This is a genomic window from Kitasatospora sp. NPDC092948 (genome assembly GCF_044754805.1).
Classification (GTDB): Bacteria; Actinomycetota; Actinomycetes; order Streptomycetales; family Streptomycetaceae; genus Kitasatospora.
Window position 1 is genome coordinate 558,889 of the sequence record NZ_JBIVPU010000003.1, and the last position, 19,492, is coordinate 578,380.

General features: G+C 72.5%; 16 protein-coding genes and 1 riboswitch. Of the genes, 6 read left to right on the forward strand and 10 right to left on the reverse strand.

Features of this window, described 5'->3' with window-relative positions; translation table 11 throughout:
• Positions 1-56 precede the first annotated feature (56 nt).
• The 5 genes from ACIQF6_RS12060 (at position 57) to ACIQF6_RS12080 (ending at position 6,069) form a co-directional block, all read left to right on the forward strand.
• Positions 57-1,454 carry an HD-GYP domain-containing protein gene (locus tag ACIQF6_RS12060; protein WP_400893361.1) on the forward strand — a complete coding sequence of 466 codons (1,398 nt, stop codon included), beginning with the start codon at positions 57-59 and terminating at the stop codon, positions 1,452-1,454.
• Positions 1,451-2,773, forward strand: a complete 1,323-nt coding sequence (locus ACIQF6_RS12065) for an HD-GYP domain-containing protein (protein ID WP_400893363.1) — start codon at positions 1,451-1,453, stop codon at positions 2,771-2,773. Before ACIQF6_RS12060 ends, ACIQF6_RS12065 begins: the two co-directional genes overlap by 4 nt.
• A 165-nt stretch (positions 2,774-2,938) precedes the next feature.
• Positions 2,939-3,922, forward strand: a complete 984-nt coding sequence (locus ACIQF6_RS12070; RefSeq protein ID WP_400893365.1) for a tetratricopeptide repeat protein — start codon at positions 2,939-2,941, stop codon at positions 3,920-3,922.
• Positions 3,923-4,026: 104 nt separating this feature from the next.
• Positions 4,027-4,659, forward strand: a complete 633-nt coding sequence (def, locus tag ACIQF6_RS12075) for a peptide deformylase (RefSeq protein WP_400893367.1) — start codon at positions 4,027-4,029, stop codon at positions 4,657-4,659.
• 150 nt (positions 4,660-4,809) lie between these two features.
• A complete protein-coding gene (locus ACIQF6_RS12080) occupies positions 4,810-6,069 on the forward strand; it encodes a DUF1906 domain-containing protein (protein ID WP_400893369.1) in 1,260 nt (419 codons plus the stop codon).
• Positions 6,070-6,211: 142 nt separating this feature from the next.
• Here ACIQF6_RS12080 and ACIQF6_RS12085 read toward each other — a convergent pair whose 3' ends face one another.
• From ACIQF6_RS12085 to ACIQF6_RS12095, 3 genes are all read right to left on the reverse strand, one after another.
• Positions 6,212-7,231 carry a ribonucleotide-diphosphate reductase subunit beta gene (locus ACIQF6_RS12085; RefSeq protein WP_043915963.1) on the reverse strand — a complete coding sequence of 340 codons (1,020 nt, stop codon included), beginning with the start codon at positions 7,229-7,231 and terminating at the stop codon, positions 6,212-6,214.
• Positions 7,231-9,645, reverse strand: a complete 2,415-nt coding sequence (locus ACIQF6_RS12090; protein WP_400893371.1) for a ribonucleoside-diphosphate reductase subunit alpha — start codon at positions 9,643-9,645, stop codon at positions 7,231-7,233. The genes ACIQF6_RS12085 and ACIQF6_RS12090 overlap by 1 nt, the downstream gene beginning before the upstream one ends.
• A 171-nt stretch (positions 9,646-9,816) precedes the next feature.
• Positions 9,817-9,955, reverse strand: a riboswitch (cobalamin riboswitch).
• 80 nt (positions 9,956-10,035) lie between these two features.
• On the reverse strand, positions 10,036-10,533 hold the full coding sequence (locus ACIQF6_RS12095; RefSeq protein WP_400893373.1) for a GNAT family N-acetyltransferase: 498 nt from the start codon (positions 10,531-10,533) through the stop codon (positions 10,036-10,038).
• Positions 10,534-10,802: 269 nt separating this feature from the next.
• On the opposite strand from ACIQF6_RS12095, the gene ACIQF6_RS12100 reads away from it, so the two are divergent.
• Positions 10,803-11,786, forward strand: coding sequence for a helix-turn-helix domain-containing protein (locus ACIQF6_RS12100; RefSeq protein WP_400893375.1), 984 nt, complete (start codon positions 10,803-10,805; stop codon positions 11,784-11,786).
• A 7-nt stretch (positions 11,787-11,793) separates the two neighbouring features.
• Here the strand turns inward: ACIQF6_RS12100 and ACIQF6_RS12105 are convergent, their stop codons facing one another.
• From ACIQF6_RS12105 to ACIQF6_RS12135, 7 genes are all read right to left on the reverse strand, one after another.
• The gene (locus ACIQF6_RS12105; protein WP_400893377.1) at positions 11,794-12,540 is read right to left on the reverse strand and encodes a histidine phosphatase family protein; all 747 of its coding nucleotides are present in this window, start codon (positions 12,538-12,540) and stop codon (positions 11,794-11,796) included.
• Positions 12,541-12,706: 166 nt separating this feature from the next.
• Entirely contained in the window at positions 12,707-14,305 is a 1,599-nt protein-coding gene (mctP, locus tag ACIQF6_RS12110) for a monocarboxylate uptake permease MctP (protein ID WP_400893904.1), read from the reverse strand.
• A gap of 20 nt (positions 14,306-14,325) precedes the next feature.
• Complete coding sequence (locus ACIQF6_RS12115) at positions 14,326-14,628, reverse strand: DUF3311 domain-containing protein (RefSeq protein WP_400893379.1); 303 nt, start codon at positions 14,626-14,628, stop codon at positions 14,326-14,328.
• A gap of 346 nt (positions 14,629-14,974) precedes the next feature.
• Positions 14,975-15,757 carry a GntR family transcriptional regulator gene (locus ACIQF6_RS12120; RefSeq protein ID WP_400893381.1) on the reverse strand — a complete coding sequence of 261 codons (783 nt, stop codon included), beginning with the start codon at positions 15,755-15,757 and terminating at the stop codon, positions 14,975-14,977.
• A gap of 172 nt (positions 15,758-15,929) precedes the next feature.
• Positions 15,930-17,504, reverse strand: coding sequence for a glycoside hydrolase family 3 protein (locus ACIQF6_RS12125; RefSeq protein WP_400893383.1), 1,575 nt, complete (start codon positions 17,502-17,504; stop codon positions 15,930-15,932).
• Positions 17,505-17,566: 62 nt separating this feature from the next.
• The gene (locus ACIQF6_RS12130) at positions 17,567-18,487 is read right to left on the reverse strand and encodes a carbohydrate ABC transporter permease (RefSeq protein ID WP_400893386.1); all 921 of its coding nucleotides are present in this window, start codon (positions 18,485-18,487) and stop codon (positions 17,567-17,569) included.
• Positions 18,484-19,473, reverse strand: coding sequence for a carbohydrate ABC transporter permease (locus tag ACIQF6_RS12135; protein ID WP_400893388.1), 990 nt, complete (start codon positions 19,471-19,473; stop codon positions 18,484-18,486). The genes ACIQF6_RS12130 and ACIQF6_RS12135 overlap by 4 nt, the downstream gene beginning before the upstream one ends.
• Positions 19,474-19,492 lie beyond the last annotated feature (19 nt).

The window sequence follows — 19,492 nt, forward strand, 5'->3', positions numbered from 1 at the left end:
CTGGGGAGGCCGAGATCGCCAGCGAACGCGAGCGCGTCGCCCTGCCGGGGCGGGCCGTGGTCTACCTGGCCGCCGTGGTGACGGCGGCGATCGCCGCGCTGCTGCCGCTGTCCCGGATCGGACCGGGGCTCGCCTGGCCCCGGGTCGCCCTGCTCTCGCTGCTCCACCTCTGCCTGGAGTCGCTCGCCCAGGGCGCGCGCACCCCCTGCGCCCGGGTGTGGCGGTGGCTGCGCGGCCGGCCCGCGCAGGAGACCCCGCCGGACCCGCGCGGCAGCGGCTTCTTCCCGGTGCTGTTCGCCGGCGTCCTGATGCTGCCGCCCGCCGTCGCCGCCCTGGTCGCGCTGCCCGGCGCCCTGCTCGGCCCCGCCCAGCAGCCGCGCGCGCTGCGCCGGGTGTGGAACGCCGCCCAGCTGGCGCTGGCCGCGGCGTGCTCCGCCGAGGTGTTCCGGCTGCTCGGCGGCTCCCGGCTGCTGCTGGGCACCCGCTTCCCCGGCGCGGCCCTCGGCGCGCTCGCCGCGATCCTGACGTTCTGCCTGGTCAACGGCGTACTGGTGGCTGGCATGGTGCGGCTGACCTGCGGCTCGGCCGGCCACGGCGTGATCCGCAAGCTGCACCGGGCGGCGCCCGCGGCACTGCTGCACGGCGCGGGCGGGCTGATGGTCGCGGTGCTGTGGCAGGGCCCGTACGGGGCGTTCGCGGCGGTGCTCGGACTGCTGCCGCTGACCATCACCGCCTGGCTGTCCGCGCAGGGCCACCGCGAGCGGTCCGCGCACCGGGCCACCGTGCAGGCGCTGGTCCAGGCCGTGGAGATCAAGGACGCCTACACCCGCGGCCACAGCGAACGGGTCGGCCGGGCCTCGGTGCTGATCGCCCGCCAGCTGGGCCTCGCCGAGGACCGGATCCGCACCCTGCACTTCGCCGGCACCCTGCACGACGTCGGCAAGCTCGCCGTCGCCACCGAACTGCTGCGCCGCAACGGGCCGTTGACGGCCGCGGAGCGGCGCGCCGTCGAGGTGCACCCGGTGTTCGGGCACGAGCTGGTGCGGCAGCTGGACTTCCTCGGCGAGGGACGGGACGGCATCCTGCACCACCACGAACGCATCGACGGCCGCGGCTACCCGCACGGCCTGGCCGGCGACCGGATCCCCGAGTTCGCCCGGATCATCTCGGTCGCCGACGCCTTCGACTCGATGACCTCCACCCGCTCCTACCGGCGCGGCCGCCCCGTCCAGGAGGCCGTCACCGAACTGGAGCGGTGCGCCGGCAGCCAGTTCGACCCGGTGATGGTGCGGGCCCTGGTGGAGGCCGTCGCCGAACACGGCTGGCAGCCCGAACCGCCGCCGCCCGGCGGCTGGGACGGCGAAGTGCCGGACATCCCGCTCGGCGTGCCCGAGCCGGCCCGCATGCCGCAGCAGCAGTCCGGGCAGGGCCAGCCCACCGGCGGGGCGACGTGACCGTCCGGCGGCCGGGACCGGCCGACCTGCTGCACGGCGCGGCCGTCCTGCTCGGCGGCTGCGCACTGGTGCACGCCCTCGCCATCGGCGCCGACCAGCTCGGCGTGGCGCTGGCGTTCGCCGCCCTGATCGCACTCGGCCAGTGCGCCGGGCCGGCGCTGCCCGGCGACCGCGAACCCGCGCCGGTGGCCACCGCCGTCGCCCTCGCGTACGCGCTGCTCGGGCCGCTGCACGGGCTGCCCACCGCGCACGGGGTGCTCCAGGCCACCGCCGTCACCGCGGTCGGCACCGCCGCTGGGCTCGCCGTGCAGCTGGCCGGGCGGGCCGCACTGGCCGCCGTCCGCCGCCGCCCGCGCAGCCCGCTGGGCGGGCTGGACGCCGCCGCCCGCCGACTGGTCACCGTCACCTTCGCCGCGCTGCTGTTCCAGCCGCTGTACGAGTCCGGCGCCACCGACCGGCTGCCCGGCCCGGCGTACGGGGCGCTGCTGGCCGCGGTCGCCGCGCTGGTCGCGCTCGGCGACGCGGTGCTGGCGGCCGGACAGCAGCGGGCCCGCACCGGGCTGCGGTACAGCGCCGCGCTCGACGACCAGCTGCACGCGCTGCTCGGCATCGGCTCCGCGCAGGTCGCCACCGGGCTGCTGCTCAGCCTGCTGGCGGGCGAGGCCGGGCTGTGGGCGCTGCCGGTGTTCTGCGTGCCGCTGCTGCTCGCGCAGGCCTCGTTCCGGCGGGCCGTCGAGGTGCGGGCCACCACCGGGCAGACCATCGAGACGCTGGCCCGGGCCACCGAGATCGCCGGCTACACCACCCCCGGGCACGCCCGTCGGGTGGCCGACACGGCGTGCGCGCTGGGGCGCGAACTCGGCCTCGGAAGCCGGGAGTTGACGCTGCTGGAATATGCCGCGCTGATGCACGACATCGGCCAGCTGTCGCTGGTCGAACCGGTGCCCGGCGGGGCGACTGCGCTGCTGCCCGACGACGAGCAGCAGCGGATCGCCCGGCTCGGCAGCGAGGTGATCCGGCGCACCGGCGTGCCCAGGCAGGTGTGGCAGCAGGTCGCCCGGCTCGCCGACCCGTGCCGGCTGGACGACGGCCGGCACGACCCGACCCTCCCGCTGGCCTCGCGGATCATCCGGGTCGCCAACGCCCACGACGACCTGCGCACCGCCGCCGCCGACCGCCCCCGGGCCGGCGCCCTCGACCCGCTCGACCACCTGCGACTCGACGCCGGCCGCGGCTACGACCCGGTGGTGCTGGACGCGCTCGCCCGGCTCGGCCGCCGCGGCCACCGTGCGGCCCGCTGCCTGTTCGCGGCCCGGTGAGCGGCGCGCCCCGCCCGTCGCCCCGTGCGGCCCGCGGACTGAATGGCCGCGCGGGGCGCGCAGCCCGCAGCGGGCGTGGTTGGATGCGGTCGTGGCGGGAAGACCCGGAGGCGGGGCGACCCGGAGGCGGGGTGACCCGGTGACGACCGACGGCAAGGGACCAACGTGAGGATCTTCCACCGCGCACGGCACCGTCCGTCGGCGACCTGGCGGCAGACCACCGACCGTGCGTTCACGCTGATCGGCGACGGCCGGTACGAGGACGCCGGGGCGCTGCTGGTGATGGCGGCCGACCTGGAGCCGTGGCTGTCCGACTCCTGGTTCAACCTGGCCCTGCTGCACAAGTTCCGCCGCGACTGGGAGCAGGCCCGCAGCGCCGGCCTGCGCGCTGTCGCGCTGCTCGACCGCCAGCACGGCGCGCCGGACTGGTGGAACCTCGGCATCACCGCCACCGCCCTGCAGGACTGGCCGCTGGCCCGCCGCGCCTGGCAGGCGTACGGGCTGCGGCTGCCCGGCGGGCCGGGGGTGGACGGGCCGATCGAGCTCGACCTCGGCACCACCCCGGTGCGGCTGTCCCCGGACGGCGAGTCCGAGGTGGTGTGGGGCCGCCGGCTCGACCCGGCGCGGATCGAGGTGCTGTCCATCCCGCTGCCGTCCTCCGGCCGCCGCTGGGGCGAGGTGGTGCTGCACGACGGCGCGCCGCACGGCGAGCGGGTCGCCGACGGCGTCGCCTACCCGGTGTTCGACGAGATCGAACTGTGGGCGCCCTCGCCGGTGCCGACCTGGGTGGTGCTGCTGCAGGCCGCCACCGCCGCCGACCGGGACGCGCTGGAGAAGACCGTCGCCGACGCCGGGTACGCCGCCGAGGACTGGACGTCCTCGGTGCGGCTGCTGTGCCGGACCTGCTCGGAGTCCCGGATGGCCATCGACGACGGCCACACCGCGCACCACGACCCGCACGACGACGGCGACCCGCTGCACCCCGGCCACCTCAGCCACCTCAGCCAGGGCTCGGCCGGCGGCCCCTGGCAGATCGAACGCGAATGCGGCATCGCCGCGCCCGCCGGACTGGTCCGCACCCTGCTGGAGCGGTGGGCCGCCGCGTCCCCGGCCACCCGCGCCTACCGGGACCTCGAAGAGGTGTGCTGACCCGCCTCCGGTCCCGAGCGGGCCGGGAGGTCGCCGCGGGCGCCGCCGCGCCCCGTACCCTGGACCGGTACACCAGCCGGACGCGGACGGAGCGGAAGCAAACGATGGCCGAGCAGCACGACCACGAGCACGAGCACGACCACGAGCACCAGGACGGCGACGTCCAGCGGGTGGTCGGCGAGCTGCCCGACCTCGGCAAGGGCGCCGCCCGCCCGATCACCGTGGTCGGCAACCCGGTGCTGCACCGCGAGACGCAGACCGTCACCGCCTTCGACGACGACCTCGCCGCCCTGGTCGACGACATGTTCCAGTCGATGTACGCCGCCGAGGGCGTCGGCCTGGCCGCCAACCAGATCGGCGTCGACCTGAAGGTCTTCGTCTACGACTGCCCCGACGACGAGGGCGTCCGCCACGTCGGGCACGTCGTCAACCCGGTGCTGGAGGAGCTCCCCGCGGGCCGCCGCGCCCTCGACGACGGCCAGGAGGGCTGCCTGTCGGTGCCCACCGCCTACCAGGAGCTGGCCCGCCCCGACTACGCCGCCGTCACCGGCCAGGACAAGCACGGCAACCCGATCCGGGTCGAGGGCACCGGCTTCTTCGCCCGCTGCCTCCAGCACGAGACCGACCACCTGTACGGCTACCTGTACATCGACCGGCTCTCCAAGCGCGACCGCAAGAACGCCCTGCGCCAGATGGCCGACGGCACCCCCAAGTACGCCACCGTGCCCAACGACTGACGCGGCGTCGGCTTTTCCGAAGGGGGTCACGCCCGAAGGTGTGGCCCCCTCCGGCATGTCCGGCTCCGGCTGGTGTGTCGGGTCCGGCGGCGGGGGAGCGGCCACTAGTGTCCGCGAGCACGGGACCGAACTCGGGCGAGGGGCTGGCGGATGGACAGGCGGTGGCGGACGGCGGCACGCGTCGGACTGGTCGTACTGGTGGTGGCGGCGACCGGCGGGTTCGGGCCGGCCGGCGCCGGGCCGGGCACGGAGAAGTGGGTGTCCTACCGGGGCGTGCGGCTGCGGGTGCCCGCCCGGTGGCCGGTGGTGGACCTGGCCGCGGCGCCCCGCACCTGCGTGCGGCAGGACGTCGAGGCGGTCTACCTGGGAACGCCCGGCGCGGACCAGGACTGCCCGGTGCACCTGGCGCCCGGCCGGGCGGACGGGCTGCTGATCCGGCCCGCCCGCACCGGGCGCGGGGCGGCCGCGCAGGCGGTGACGCCCGGCCGGCCGCTCCCGTCCCGGCTGCTGCGGGACGCCGCCGCCGGGCACCAGCTGCGGGCCCGACTGGCCGGCACCGGACTGGAGGTGACGGCCGGTTGGGCCGCCGCACCGGACCGGGTGCGGCGGATCCTGGAGACCGCCGTCGCCACCGTCCGGGAAGCCCCCGAGACCACCGACGGGCAGCCCGGGGCACCGGAGAGCGGCGGCGAGGCCCCGCGCACCGACCTGGTCGGCGAGGCCTTCGACCGGTGCGCCGCACCGTCCGACAGTGCGATGCAGGCCTGGGCGGCGGCCTCCCCGTACCGGGGGGTCGGGGTGTACATCGGCGGCCCCTCGCAGGCCTGCGCCGCCCCCGGCCGGGAGTGGGTGGACGCCCGGGTCGCCGAGGGCTGGGCGTTCCTGCCGATCTACGTCGGGCGGCAGGCGGCCCGCGGCAACCTGCTGGTGGACGCCGATCCGGGAACCGCCCGCCAGCAGGGCGCGGACGCCGCCGACGACGCCGTGCACAAGGCCGAGGACCTGGGCTTCCGGCCCGGCGCGGTGCTCTACAACGACATGGAGAACTACGACCGCGACCAGTACCGCGACCGGATCCTCGGCTACCTGGCCGGCTGGACCCAGCAGCTGCACGCCCACGGCTACCGCTCCGGCGTCTACGCCGGCGCCGCCAGCGGCGTGAAGGACCTCGCCGCCCGCTGGGACGACGCCTCCTACCCGCAGCCCGACGTGCTGTGGGCCGCCGCCTGGAACTCCCACCACGACGTGAGCGACGCCGGGATGGGCCTGCCCGAAGGCGCCGGCCTCTTCGCCGGCGGCCGGCGCGCCCACCAGTACGCGGGCGACACCACCGAGGAGTACGGCGGGGTCAGGCTCGGCATCGACGCCGACTACCTGGACGTCACCTCGCCCGCCGACGACGGGCGCTGACCGGCGGCCGCTCCGAGCGACAGCCTCTGCGAGTGACGGCCTGCGCGAGCAACGGCCGCTCCGAGCAACGGCCGAGGGCCGCACCCCGGCGAGCGGGGTGCGGCCCTCGGCCGTTGACGGTTCGTCGTCCGGAACGCGTCCTTTAGAAGTCGTCGTCGAAGGAGACCGAGCCCTCCACGGCGACCTGGTACGCGGAGACCCGGCGCTCGAAGAAGTTGGTCAGCTCCTGGACGTTCTGCAGCTCCATGAACCCGAACGGGTTGGTGGAGCCGTAGCGGATCGGCAGGCCGAGCCGGGCCAGGCGCTGGTCGGCGACGGCCTCCAGGTACTGGCGCATCGACTCGGTGTTCATGCCGGGCAGGCCCTCGCCGCACAGGTCGCGGGCGAACTGGAGCTCGGCCTCGACGGCCTCCTCCAGCATCTCGGTGACCTGCTGGGCCATCTTGTCGTCGAAGAGGTCGGGCTCCTCCTCGCGGACGGTGTCGACCACCGAGAACGCGAAGTCCATGTGCATCGACTCGTCGCGGAACACCCAGTTGGTGCCGGTCGCCAGGCCGTGCAGCAGGCCGCGGCTGCGGAACCAGTACACGTAGGCGAACGCGCCGTAGAAGAACAGGCCCTCGACGCACGCCGCGAAGCAGATCAGGTTCAGCAGGAAGGCCCGCCGGTCCTCCTTGCTCTGCAGCGAGTCGATGTGGTCGACCGCGTTCATGTACTTGAAGCAGAACTGCGCCTTCTGCGCGATGGAGGGGATGTTCTCCACCGCGGCGAAGGCCGCGTTGCGGTCCTCCGGGTCGGGCAGGTAGGTGTCCAGCAGCGTCAAGTAGAACTGGACGTGCACGGCCTCCTCGAACAGCTGCCGCGACAGGTAGAGCCGCGCCTCCGGCGAGTTGATGTGCTTGTAGAGGCTCAGCACCACGTTGTTCGACACGATCGAGTCACCGGTGGCGAAGAACGCGACCAGCCGGCCGATCATGTGCCGCTCGCCCTCGGAGAGCTTGGCGAGGTCGGCGACGTCGGAGTGCAGGTCCACCTCCTCGACCGTCCAGGTGTTCTTGATCGCGTCCCGGTACCGGTCGTAGAACGACGGGTAGCGCATCGGACGCAGGGTCAGCTCGAAGCCCGGGTCGAGCAGCATCTTCTTCTGGTCTTCGGAGCTCATTACTGGCATGCCTCGCAGGACTCGGGGTTCTCCAGGGAGCAGGCGATGGCGTCCTGCTCGGCCTGGCTGAGGGTCGGGGTCTGCACCGGCACGGGCGCGGCGGTGCGGGCGGCGCCCGACGCGGCCTGGGCGATCCGGGTCGCGGGACGGGAGCGCAGGTAGTAGGTGGTCTTCAGACCGACCTTCCAGGCGTACGCGTACATCGAGGAGAGCTTGCCGATGGTCGGCGCCGCCATGAACAGGTTCAGCGACTGGCTCTGGTCGATGTACGGCTGCCGGGCGGCGGCCAGGTCGATCAGCGCGCGCTGCGGCAGCTCCCACGCGGTGCGGTACAGCGAACGGACGTTCTCCGGCAGCCACTTGAAGTCCTGCACGGAGCCGTTGGCCTCGCGCAGCTCGTCCCGGGTCTGCTGGTCCCAGACGCCGAGCTCCTTCAGCTCGCGCACCAGGTACGGGTTGACCTGGAGGAACTCGCCGGACAGCGTCTCGCGCTTGAACAGGTTGGACACCTGCGGCTCGATGCACTCGTAGACGCCGGCGATGGACGCGATGGTCGCGGTCGGGGCGATCGCCAGCAGCAGCGAGTTGCGCAGGCCGGTGACGGCGATCCGGGCGCGCAGCGCCTCCCAGCGCGCGGTCCACTGCGGGGTCGCGCTGCCGAAGTGGTCGACGTGCAGCTGGCCGCGGGCGGCGCGGGTCTCGCCGTACGCCTCGTGGCGGCCGAACTGCTCGGCCAGGTCGGCGGAGCGCTCGTACGCGGTGAGCATGATGCGCTCGGAGATCAGGGTGGAGAGCGTCTTCGCCTCGGCGGAGTCGAAGTCCAGCCGCAGCTTGAAGAAGACGTCCTGCAGGCCCATCACGCCCAGGCCGACCGGGCGCCAGCGGGAGTTGGAGGTGCCGGCCTCGGTGGTCGGGTAGAAGTTGATGTCGATCACGCGGTCGAGGAAGGTCACCGCGGTGCGCACGGTGGCGTCCAGGCGGTCCCAGTCCATCGCGTTGATCAGGTCGTCGGCCGAGGCGCCCGGGGCGACGTGCGCGCCCAGGTTGACCGAGCCCAGGTTGCAGACCGCGGTCTCGGAGTCGTCGGTGACCTCCAGGATCTCGGTGCACAGGTTGGAGGAGTGCACCGTGCGGCCCGGCAGCGCGGTCTGGTTGGCGGCCCGGTTGGAGGCGTCCTTGAAGGTCATCCAGCCGTTGCCGGTCTGCGCCAGGGTGCGCATCATCCGGGCGTACAGGGTCTGCGCGGGGATGGTGCGGACGGCCTTGCCGGCCTGCTCGGCCTTGCGGTAGGCCTCGTCGAACTCCTCGCCCCACAGGTCGACCAGCTCGGGCACGTCCGCCGGGGAGAACAGCGACCAGTCCTGGTCGGCGTTCACGCGGCGCATGAACTCGTCCGGGATCCAGTGCGCCAGGTTCAGGTTGTGGGTGCGCCGGGCCTCTTCGCCGGTGTTGTCGCGGAGCTCCAGGAACTCCTCGATGTCGGCGTGCCAGGTCTCCAGGTACACGCAGGCCGCGCCCTTGCGCCGGCCACCCTGGTTGACCGCCGCCACGGAGGAGTCCAGGGTGCGCAGGAACGGGACGATGCCGTTCGACTTGCCGTTGGTGCCGCGGATCAGCGAGCCGCGGGAGCGGATCCGGGAGTAAGACAGGCCGATGCCGCCGGCGTGCTTGGACAGCCGGGCGATCTGCGCGTACCGGTTGTAGATCGAGTCCAGGTTGTCCAGCGGCGAGTCCAGCAGGTAGCAGGAGGACATCTGCGGGTGCCGGGTGCCGGAGTTGAACAGCGTCGGGGAGCTGGTCAGGTACTCCAGGCGGCTCATCAGCTTGTACAGCTCGGCCACCTCCAGCACCGACTGCTCGGAGGCACCGACCGCCAGGCCCGCCGCCACACGCAGCAGGAAGTGCTGCGGGGTCTCGACCACCTTGCGGGTGATCGGGTGGCGCAGCAGGTAGCGGGACTGCACGGTGCGCAGGCCGAAGTACTCGAAGCGGTCGTCGCCGGAGGCGTCGATCAGCGAGTCGAACAGGTCGGCGTGCGCGGCGACGAACTCGGCGGTGGTGTCGCCGATCAGGCCCTCGGCGTGGCCGACGGCGATCGAGGCGGAGAACGAGGCGACGCCCTGGGAGGCGGCCTCGTCGGCGATCTCCATCGCCAGCAGGCGGGCGGCCAGCTTCGAGTACTGCGGGTCCTCGGCGATCATCGACGCGGCGGCCTCCACGGCCAGCCCGCGCAGCTCGGCGAAGTCCGAACCGGCGTGGCGGCCGCGCAGCGCGGCGGCGGCGACGTGGCCGGGGTCCACCTGGGGGAGGTCGGTGCTGCGGTCGGTGAGCAGCCGAAGCAGCGCCGCACCGGGGTCGGTGAAGGCGTCGGCGGATCCCTGGGACGGCAGGGTGACTGAGGCGGCGACGGTCAAGGCGCACTCTCTCCTGTGGCGGCGACGGACGTAATTCGAGGTGTCCGGCAGCACGCAGGCGGCAGGGGAGGACGGCACGCCGAAAACGCTCGAACGGCGCGCGAAAGACCCACCCCCGGCCCGCCCGCGAGGCCGGACGGCAAAGCAGTGCTGCATGGCGTCTGCGGGGATGCCGTGTCGCACACCGTCAGCAGGTCCTCGGACTGCGCGGGCGTCGCTACAGCCCGCTCACCGTTGCGGGGCAGTCCCGGATTCGCACCGGGTTCCCCTGCTTCGACAGCGAGGTCGAGCATACATGTTGTGGCGGCTGGAGCTGGCGGCACCAGATGTAGTAGCGCGTGTCGCGTCGTGGTGCCGCGCGTAGACAACGGAAACCGCGCCCGAGGGGCCTCAGAACCGCATCGTGTAGACCATCAGGTTCATGCCGGGGGCCGCCTCCCAGTCCCGTTCGGGGGTGCGGAGGAAGCCCAGAGCATCGTAGATCCGGTGCGCCGCGGTCATCGTCGGCCGGGTCGAGAACGCCATTCCGGCCAGTCCGAGTTCCCGGCTGCGATCGATCGCCGCGGACACCAGCAGCCGGCCGATGCCGCGCCCGCGGGCCGCCGCGGCGACCGCCAGCATCCGGATCTCGCCCTCGTGCGGCAGCGCGATGTCCGCCCACTCGGTGCCGCCCGCGGCGAAGGTCACACAGCCGAGCACCGGCCCGTCCGCGCCGTCGACGGCGACCAGCAGCTCGGCCTCCCGGTTGCGCCGTGCGGCGTCTCTCAGGAGCCCGACGTAGCCCGAGCCGGGATCGGTGAAGCCGTCGCCGACGAAGGCTTCGATGCTGACCTCCCCGGCTCCGGCGAGGTCGTGGTCGAGGGCGCGGCGGACGATCGGGGAGTGCATCCGGACAGTGTGCCGGACCGGGCGCGGCGCGGATCGGCCAGGTCCGGGTCGAACGGGTATCCGGTCGGCCGGTGCACGTTGTCGCGGCCGGTCCGGCCGTTGCGGTCCAGGTCGCGGCCGACCAGAACGCCGAGGAGTCCGAAGCTGCCGATGAGGCCCAGCAGGGCGAGCGCGGAGGTCATGGCTCCACTCTCCGCGCCGCCGCGCCCCGCCACGAGTGGCAGAAATGCAGCATTGCCTCGAAATCCTGCCACTGCCATGCTGGACCGATGCTGAAGAACGTCGCGGTCATCGTGCTGGAGGAGATCCACCCGTTCGAGCTGGGCGTGGCCTGCGAGGTGTTCGGCCTCGACCGCGGCGCCGCCGGCCTGCCGGTGTACGAGTTCGGCCTGGTCGGCGACCGGCCCGGCCCGATGCGCACGCACTCCGGCTTCGACATCCACGTCCCGTACGGCCCGGAGCGGATCGCCGAGGCGGACCTGGTGATCGCCACCGCCACCGGCATCCGCGCGCAGTACCCCGAGGCGCTGTGCGAGGCGCTGCGGGCCGCCCACGCCCGCGGCGCGTACACGCTGTCGATCTGCTCCGGCAGCTTCCTGCTCGGCGCCGCGGGCCTGCTCGACGGCCGCCGCAGCACCACCCACTGGCAGTACGCCGACGTGATGGCCGAGCGCTTCCCGCTGACCACCGTCGAACCCGACGTGCTGTACGTGGACGACGACCCGGTGATCACCTCGGCCGGCACCGCCGCCGGCATCGACGCCTGCCTGCACCTGGTGCGCAAGGTGCAGGGCGCCGAGGTGGCCCGGGCGATCGCCCGCCGGATGGTGGTCGCCCCGCACCGCGACGGCGGGCAGGCCCAGTTCATCAACCGCCCGCTGCCCGAGGGCGACGGCGACTCGCTGGCCGGCACGCTGGAGTGGATGCGCCGCCACCTCGACCGGGAGACCAGCGTGGACGAGCTCGCCCGGCAGGCCCACATGTCCCCGCGCACCTTCGCCCGGCGCTTCCAGCAGGAGACCGGCACCACCCCGCACCGCTGGCTGACCGGCCAGCGGGTGCTGTTCGCGCAGCGCCTGCTGGAGTCCACCGACGAGAGCGTGGACGCGGTCGCCGCCCGCTGCGGCTTCGGCAACGCCGCCACCCTGCGGCACCACTTCGGCCGCCGCCTCGGCACCACCCCGCAGGCCTACCGGCGGGCCTTCGGCGGCCCCGGCGGCCCGGCCGGGACGGCCCGCCTCAGGAGCGCCTGACGGGCGCTCAGGACAGGTGCGCGGTCTGGTTCCAGCCGGACGGCCGCAGCCCGCCCTCGCGGGCCCGCCACACGCTGGTCGAGCAGTTGGCGACCGGCGGCAGCGCCAGCAGCTCCTCCTCGCCGAGCCGGTCCAGCACATGACGCAGCATCAGCACCGTGCAGTCGTGCGCGACCAGCAGCACCGGCCGGCCCGCCTCCTCCTCGCCCAGGTCGCGCAGCAGGCCGCGCACCCGCAGCGCCACGTCCAGCCAGGACTCGCCGCCGGGCGGCCGGTAGTACAGCTCGCCCATCCGCCGGCGGCGCTCCGCCTCGGCGGGGTGGTCGCGTTCGATGGCGGCCTTGGTGAGCATCTCCAGCACGCCCAGTTCGCGGTCGCGCAGCCGCTCGTCGTAGCGGACCGGCAGGCCGACCGGGACGGCGCCCAGCCCGGAGGCCTGGGCGAGGGCGATTCTCGCGGTCTCCGCGGTGCGCACGTACGGGGAGCACCACACCGAACGGGGCCGGTCGGCGGGCGGCAGGGCGGCCCACCAGCGGCCCAGGTCGACGGCCTGGGCCTGGCCGCGCATGGAGAGCGGGATGTCGGCGTCCCGGCAGGTGATCGGGACGGTCAGGGCGCCGGTGGCGTCCGCGTGCCGGAACTCCACGTTGGCCGTGGACTCGCCGTGCCGGGTGGCGATCAGGACCGACGGCAGCCGCCGTCCGCCGTCGGTGTGGGTGCGGTGGCCGTTGCGTACCGCGGTGAGGTCGGTCATTGGCGGTGGCTCCCCGTTGTCGGTGCTGCTTCGGTGGTGCTCGTCTCTCCCGGTCTCTCCCGAAAAGCGCTGTCATAACAGATGATCGCGCCGTCACCCCAGTGTCGATCGAGGCAACGGCGCGACCCAAGGGCGCATACGGGGGCTGGTTGCGCCCCCGCACGCGTCAGTGCGCCAGCGTGGGCTGCGGAGCCTTCTCCACCGCCTCGTCGCCGGCCTCCGCGGTGTAGTCGGCCTTCGACGTCTCGTCGGCCCCCTCCGGGGCCTTCAGGGCCCGCAGCACCAGCGTCAGCACCACCGCGACGAGCAGGTTCAGCACGAACCCGGTCAGACCGATGTAGCCGATCTCCCCGAGCACCGGGATCTTCGCGGCCGACCCGCCGAAGTGCCTGGTGGCCGGCGACGCGATCCCGTACGCCTTCCAGGTGCCGTAGACCATGCCGACCGCCCAGCCGGCCAGCAGCGCCCAGCGGTGGAACCAGCGGGTGAACAGGCCCGCCACCATCGCCACCGCGGTCTGCAGGATCCACACGCCGCCCAGCAGCTGCATGTTGATCGCCGCCTGCTTGTCCATCACCAGCACGAACGCCAGCGCGCCGACCTTCACCAGCAGCGAGGCGATCTTCGCCACCCGGGTCTCGTCGGCCGGCGTCGCGTCCGGCTTCAGGAACTCCTTGTAGACGTTGCGGGTGAACAGGTTCGCCGCCGCGATCGACATGATCGCGGCCGGCACCAGCGCACCCACCCCGATCGCCGCGAACGCCACGCCGGCGAACCAGCTCGGGAACATGTCCGCGAACAGCTGCGGAACGGCCAGCTGGGCGTTGAAGTGCGGGTCGCCCTTGCTCACCCCGGCGGCGATCGCCATGAAGCCCAGCAGCGCCAGCAGGCCCAGCATCAGCGAGTACGTCGGCAGGATCGCCATGTTGCGGCGCACCGTGTTCCGGGACTTCGCCGCCAGCACGCCCGTCACCGAGTGCGGGTACATGAACAGCGCCAGCGCCGACCCGAACGCCAGCGTCGCGTACGACCACTGCGCCTTCGGCCCGAGGATCAGCGAGCCCGCCGGGGCCTTCCCGGTCACCGGGTCCGGCGAGAACTTGTGCGCCGCCGCGTCGAAGATGTGCCCGTAGCCGCCGAGGCGCATCGGGATGTAGATCACCGCGACCAGGATCACCACGTACACCAGGGCGTCCTTGACGAACGCGATCAGCGCCGGCGCCCGCAGACCCGACGAGTACGTGTACGCGGCCAGCACGCCGAACGCCACGAACAGCGGCAGGTCCTGCAGGAACCAGTTCCCGCTGCTGCCCACGCCCAGCACGGACAGCACCGCCTGAATGCCCACCAGTTGCAGCGCCACGTACGGCATGGTCGCCAGGATGCCGGTCAGCGCCACCGCCACCGACAGCCCGCGCGAGCCGTACCGCCCGCGCACGAAGTCCGCCGGCGTCACGTACCCGTGCACCCGCGACACCGACCACAGCCGCGGCAGGATCAGGAACACCAGCGGGTACGCGATGATCGTGTACGGCACCGCGAAGAAGCCCGCCGCACCCGTCGCGTAGACCGCGGCCGGCACCGCGATGAACGTGTACGCCGTGTACAGGTCGCCGCCCAGCAGGAACCAGGTGATCCAGGTGCCGAAGCTGCGGCCGCCCAGACCCCACTCGTGCAGGTGCTGGGCGTCGCCGGCCCGGCGCCAGCGCGAGGCCAGGAAGCCCATCACGGTGACCGCGGCGAAGAACAGCAGGAAGACCGTCATCGCGGTCCAGTCCACGTGCTTCACGACTGCTCACCCCCGTCCGGCTGGGACGGCACCGGCAGCGACGCGGCCGAGGCGGCCCGGCGGGCGGCCTCGTCGCGGCGCAGCAGCAGGTACGCAGACGTGGTGAACACCGCCGACAGCGGCACCCACATCAGTTGGTACCAGTAGAAGAACGGCATGCCGCCGAGCACCGGATCGGACTTGGTGTACGACGGCACCCACAGCACCACCACGATCGGCACCAGCAGGCACAGGCCGGCCAGCACCCGGGCGGGGGAGACCGCGGGCAGTGCGCCCGCGGACGGCGATTGAGACGACACAAGCGGCTCCCGGATGACGAGGAGTCACCTCACTGGCGCCGCACCGCACATCGCTGTGCGTCCGCCGAGCAGCACCTTCGGTGATCGAAAGGTCCCCGCGAGAGTAGGGCAGGGGAGTGAGTTGTGTCACTACCCTGTCAACTACGCGTTACTCGGGCCGCTGAAGCCGGGCCTGTCCGGGCCGCTGCAACCTGGTGGTGCTGTGCTTGTCCGGGAACCCCGGCTGACGGCTGTTCGGGCCGCTGCAACCTGGTCGTGCTGTGCTTGTCCGGGAACCCCGGCTGACGGCTGTTCGGGCCGCTGCAACCTGGTCGTGCTGTGCTTGTCCGGGAACCCCGGCTGACGGCTATTCGGGCCGCTGCAACCTGGTGGTGAACTTGTACCGGTCCCCGCGGTAGATCGACCGCACCCACTCCACCGGTGCGCCGTCCGCGTCGAAGGAGTGCCGGGACAGCTGGAGCATCGGCAGGCCCAGGTCGGAGCCGAGCAGGCCGGCCTCGCGCGGGTTGGCCAGGGTGGTCTCGATGGTCTCCTCGGCCTCCGCGACCGTCACGCCGTAGACCTCGCGCAGCGCGGTGTACAGCGAGTTGTGCTTGGCGAGGTTGCGGCGGAGCGCGGGGAAGCGCTTGGCCGACAGGTGCGCCACCTCGATCGCCATCGGGTCGCCGTTCGCGAGCCGCAGGCGCTCGATCCGCAGGACGCGCCCGCCGGGCTTGATGTCCAGCAGCGGGGCGAGCCGCTCGTCCGCGGAGATGTACGCGACCTCGACCAGCCGGGAGGTCGGCTCCAGGCCCTGGGCGCGCATGTCCTCGGTGTACGAGGTCAGTTGCAGCGCCTGGGCGACCTTCGGCTTGGCGACGAAGGTGCCCTTGCCCTGGATGCGCTCCAGCCGGCCCTCGACCACCAGCTCCTGCAGCGCCTGCCGGACGGTGGTCCGGGAGGTGTCGAACTGCGCGGCCAGTGCCCGCTCCGGGGGCACCGGGGTGCCGGCCGGCTGGGTCTCGGTCAGCTGCAGCAGGTGCCGCTTCAGGCCGTAGTACTTCGGTACCCGGGCCGTGGTGGTGGCAGGGCCGGTCTGGGTCGGCACCGTGGAGCCCTCGGCGAGCACCGAATCCCTGTCGCCACTCATGGCAGCTCTCACTCCTCGTTGGAGACGGGCCCTTAAGGGACCCCTAAGTCCTATGTAACAGCACATGTTTGCATGCACGGGTGAGCAAGCGGGAGCACCTGCGGGCAAACCGGCATGCGACGGGCCCGGAACGGAGCGCCTGGCGCCCGTTCCGGGCCCGTACCCGAGTGTCTCAGCCGGCGGCGGCCGCGGTCACCGCGAGGCCGGCCAGCGCCTCCGCCGCGGCGATTCCGCCGACCCGTGAACCACCGTACGTGGCAAGGGTGGTGACGCCCAGCGGGGCGAAGAGTTCGGTCAGCCCGTGGGCGGTGCCGATCTCCACCACCACGGCGTCCGGGCGGTGCTCCACCAGGGCGAGCGCGGCCCGGCGCATCCAGGCGTGCCGGTGCACGTCGCGCACCACCAGCACCAGCGGACGGCCCACCGCCGCGCCGAGCAGCGGGGCGGTGTCGATCCGCGCGTCGTCGGCGGCGACCACCACCGACAGCAGGCCGGAGCCCTCGGTGACGGTGGCGGGCGGGGAGACGCGGCTGGAGGTGGTGCCGGGGACCAGCTCGGCCAGCGGACCGGCCACGCCCCACGGGGTGTCCTCGCCGGCCGCGATGTTCGCGCCGGGGGAGAACTCCACCACGTGCGGCACCCCGGCCAGCGGGCGCAGCTCGCCGGTGATCCGCAGCGCCCGGCGGGCGGCGGTCAGGCCGACGCCGACGTCGCCCTGCCGGCCGACCTGGGAGGCCCGCACGGCGGCGGACCAGTGGGCCACCGCCCGGTTGCGCTCGGCGGCCTCGTGCAGCCGCTCGGCCGACAGCCGGCCCTCGCGGACCGCCCACACCAGCGCGTCGCGCAGGTACACGAAGGCGTCCTCGTCGTGCAGGCCGCCGCCGACGCAGATGGTGTCGGCGCCGGCCGCCACGGCCCGGACCGAGCCGGCCGCGACGCCGTGGGTGCCGGAGATGGCGCCCATCTCGATGCCGTCGGTGACGATCAGCCCGTCGAAGCCCAACTCCTCGCGGAGCAGGCCGGTCAGGATGCGCTGCGACATGGTCGCGGGCAGCTGGGCGTCGTAGGCGTCGAACAGGATGTGCGCCGTCATGATGCTCTTCGCGCCGGCCGCGATGGCGGCCTTGAAGGGCAGCAGGTGCGCGCCGAACTGCTCGGCGGCCAGGTCGATCCGGGGCAGTCCGAGGTGCGAGTCGCCGGCCGTGTCGCCATGGCCGGGGAAGTGCTTGGCGCAGGCCGCGACGCCGGCGGACTGCAGGCCGCGGACGTACGCGGCGGTGTGCCGGGCCGCCAGGTCGCCGTCGCCGCCGAAGGACCGGACGCCGATCACCGGGTTGTCAGGGTTGGAGTTGACGTCCGCGTCCGGCGCGTAGTTCAGGTTCACGCCGACGGCGGCCAGGTCGAGCCCGATCGAGCGGGCGACCCGCTCGGTGAGGTCGGTGTCGTCGACCTCACCGAGCGCCAGGTTCCCCGGGTAGGAGGACCCGCTGGTCACTTCGAGGCGGGTGACGTCGCCGCCCTCCTCGTCGACGGCGATCAGCAGGTCGCCGTTGAGCGCGTACATCTCCCCGGTCAGCGCGGCGACCTGCTGCGGGGTGCGGATGTTGCGGCCGAACAGGGCGACGCCGCCGAGTTCGCCGTCGCCCAGTCTGCGGCGCAGCCACTCGGGTGCGGTCAGACCGGCGAAGCCGGGCTGCAGGACCGCTCCGGCGTCGCGCAGGAGTTCAGCGCTTTCCGTACCGGGCATCGCCATGGTTCCTTCCCTGGGGGTGGAGGTGCTTCAGGTGCGATTGGGGTGTGGAAACGGGCTCAGCCCTTGACCGCACCGGCGGTGAGACCCGCCGACACCTTCTTCTGGAAGAACACGAACAGGATGATCACGGGCAGCGAGACCAGCAGACCGCCGGCCATCTGCGAGCCGTAGTCCGCACCCCGGGTGGGGGTGGTGGAGTAGAAGGTCAGCCACATCATCGAGGTGTGGGTGTTGCTGCTGCCGAGCAGGACATTGGCGACGATGAACTCGTTCCACGCCTGGATCCAGCTGTAGACGCCGGTGGTGATCAGGCCGGGCAGGGTGAGCGGCAGGATGACGCGGAAGAACGCGCCCCACTGGGTGCAGCCGTCGACCATGGCGGCCTCGTCCAGCTCCGCCGGGATGTTCACGATGAAGGAACGCAGCGTCCAGATCACGTACGGCACGGTGAAGACCAGGTACGCGAGGACCACGCCGATCAGCGAGTTGGTCATGCCGGCGTTGTTCATCACCACGAACAGCGGAATGATGATCGCCAGCAGCGGCACCATCTGGACCACCAGCATGGTGACGATGAAGAAGCTGCGGCCGCGGAAGTTGAACCGGGCCACGCCGACGGCGGCGAGGAAGCCCACCACCACACCGAGCGCCACCGCGCCGAGGGTGAGTATCAGGGTGTTCTGCAGCGACGGCAGGAACTCCGCGTCGTTGAAGATCGTCTTGTAGCTCTCGAACGAGAAGGTCGAGGGCCAGAAGGTCGGGTCCTGGGCGATCAGGTCCTTGTTCGTCTTGAACGTGGTGAGGATCATCCAGTAGATCGGGAACGCCATCACCACGGCGACGCCGATCGCGAGGGCGTTCCAGAACCAGGTCATCGCGGGGCTGCGGCCGACGGTGCGGACCTTGGCCTTCTTCGCGCGCTTGGGGGCCTCGGGTGCCACCGGCGGCCCGGACGGGTGCGTGGTCGTCGCGGTCATCGCTCGTTGGCTCCGATCTTGAGCATCTGGCGGATGTAGAACACCAGGACCGCCAGCATCATGAGGATCATGACGATCGAGATCACCGAGCTCTCGCTGTACCGGGAGCGGACGATGCCGTTCATGTACAGGTAGGTGCCGATGGTCCAGTAGCCGGGCTCCGGCGAGGTGTTGCGCAGCGCGAAGACCTGGGCGAAGACCTGGAAGTCCCAGATGAAGCTGAGCGCGGTGGAGATCATCAGGAACGGTCGGATGATCGGCAGGGTCACGTGCCGGAAGACCTGGAAGTGGTTGGCGCCGTCCAGCTTGGCGGCCTCGGTCAGCTCGGCCGGAACCTGGGTCAGCGCGGCGTACAGGCCGAGGACCAGGAAAGGCAGCGCGCCCCAGATGACGACGGCGGCGGCGACCACGTAGAGACCGACGGTCGGGTCGGCGAACCAGTCGTAGTGCTTCCACGACTCGTCTCCGGTGATCAGGAAGGCCAGGTAGTCGACCACGCCGCCGTTGGAGGAGAACAGCCAGCGGAAGACCTGGCCGTTGACCAGCGCCGGGATCGCCCAGACGAACATCATCACGGTGATGACGGTGACCCGGGCCCAGTTGGACACCCGGTTGAGGAGCAGCGCGATCAGCATGCTCAGCACTATCGAGAGGATGACCAGCTCGGCGGTGAAGTAGATCGAGCGGAGCACGACCTCCCAGAACTGGCTGTCCCCGAGGATCGCGCTGTAGCCCTTGAAACCGATGTACTTCGACAGCGCCGGGTTCACCAGGTACGAGTACCGGTTGATGTTCTGGAACGACAGGTCGAACAGTCTGAACAGCGGATACGCCAGAACGCCCACCAGTACGACGACGGCGGGCAGCAGGAGGGTGTAGGGGATGTACTGGCCGGCTGCGAAGAACCCGCGGCGCTGCGGCTTCCCCGCCGGGGCAGGCCCCGACTTTTCGGACCGGGTCACGGTCTCGTTGGTGGTCACACTCATCAGGGTCCTTCCCGGGCCC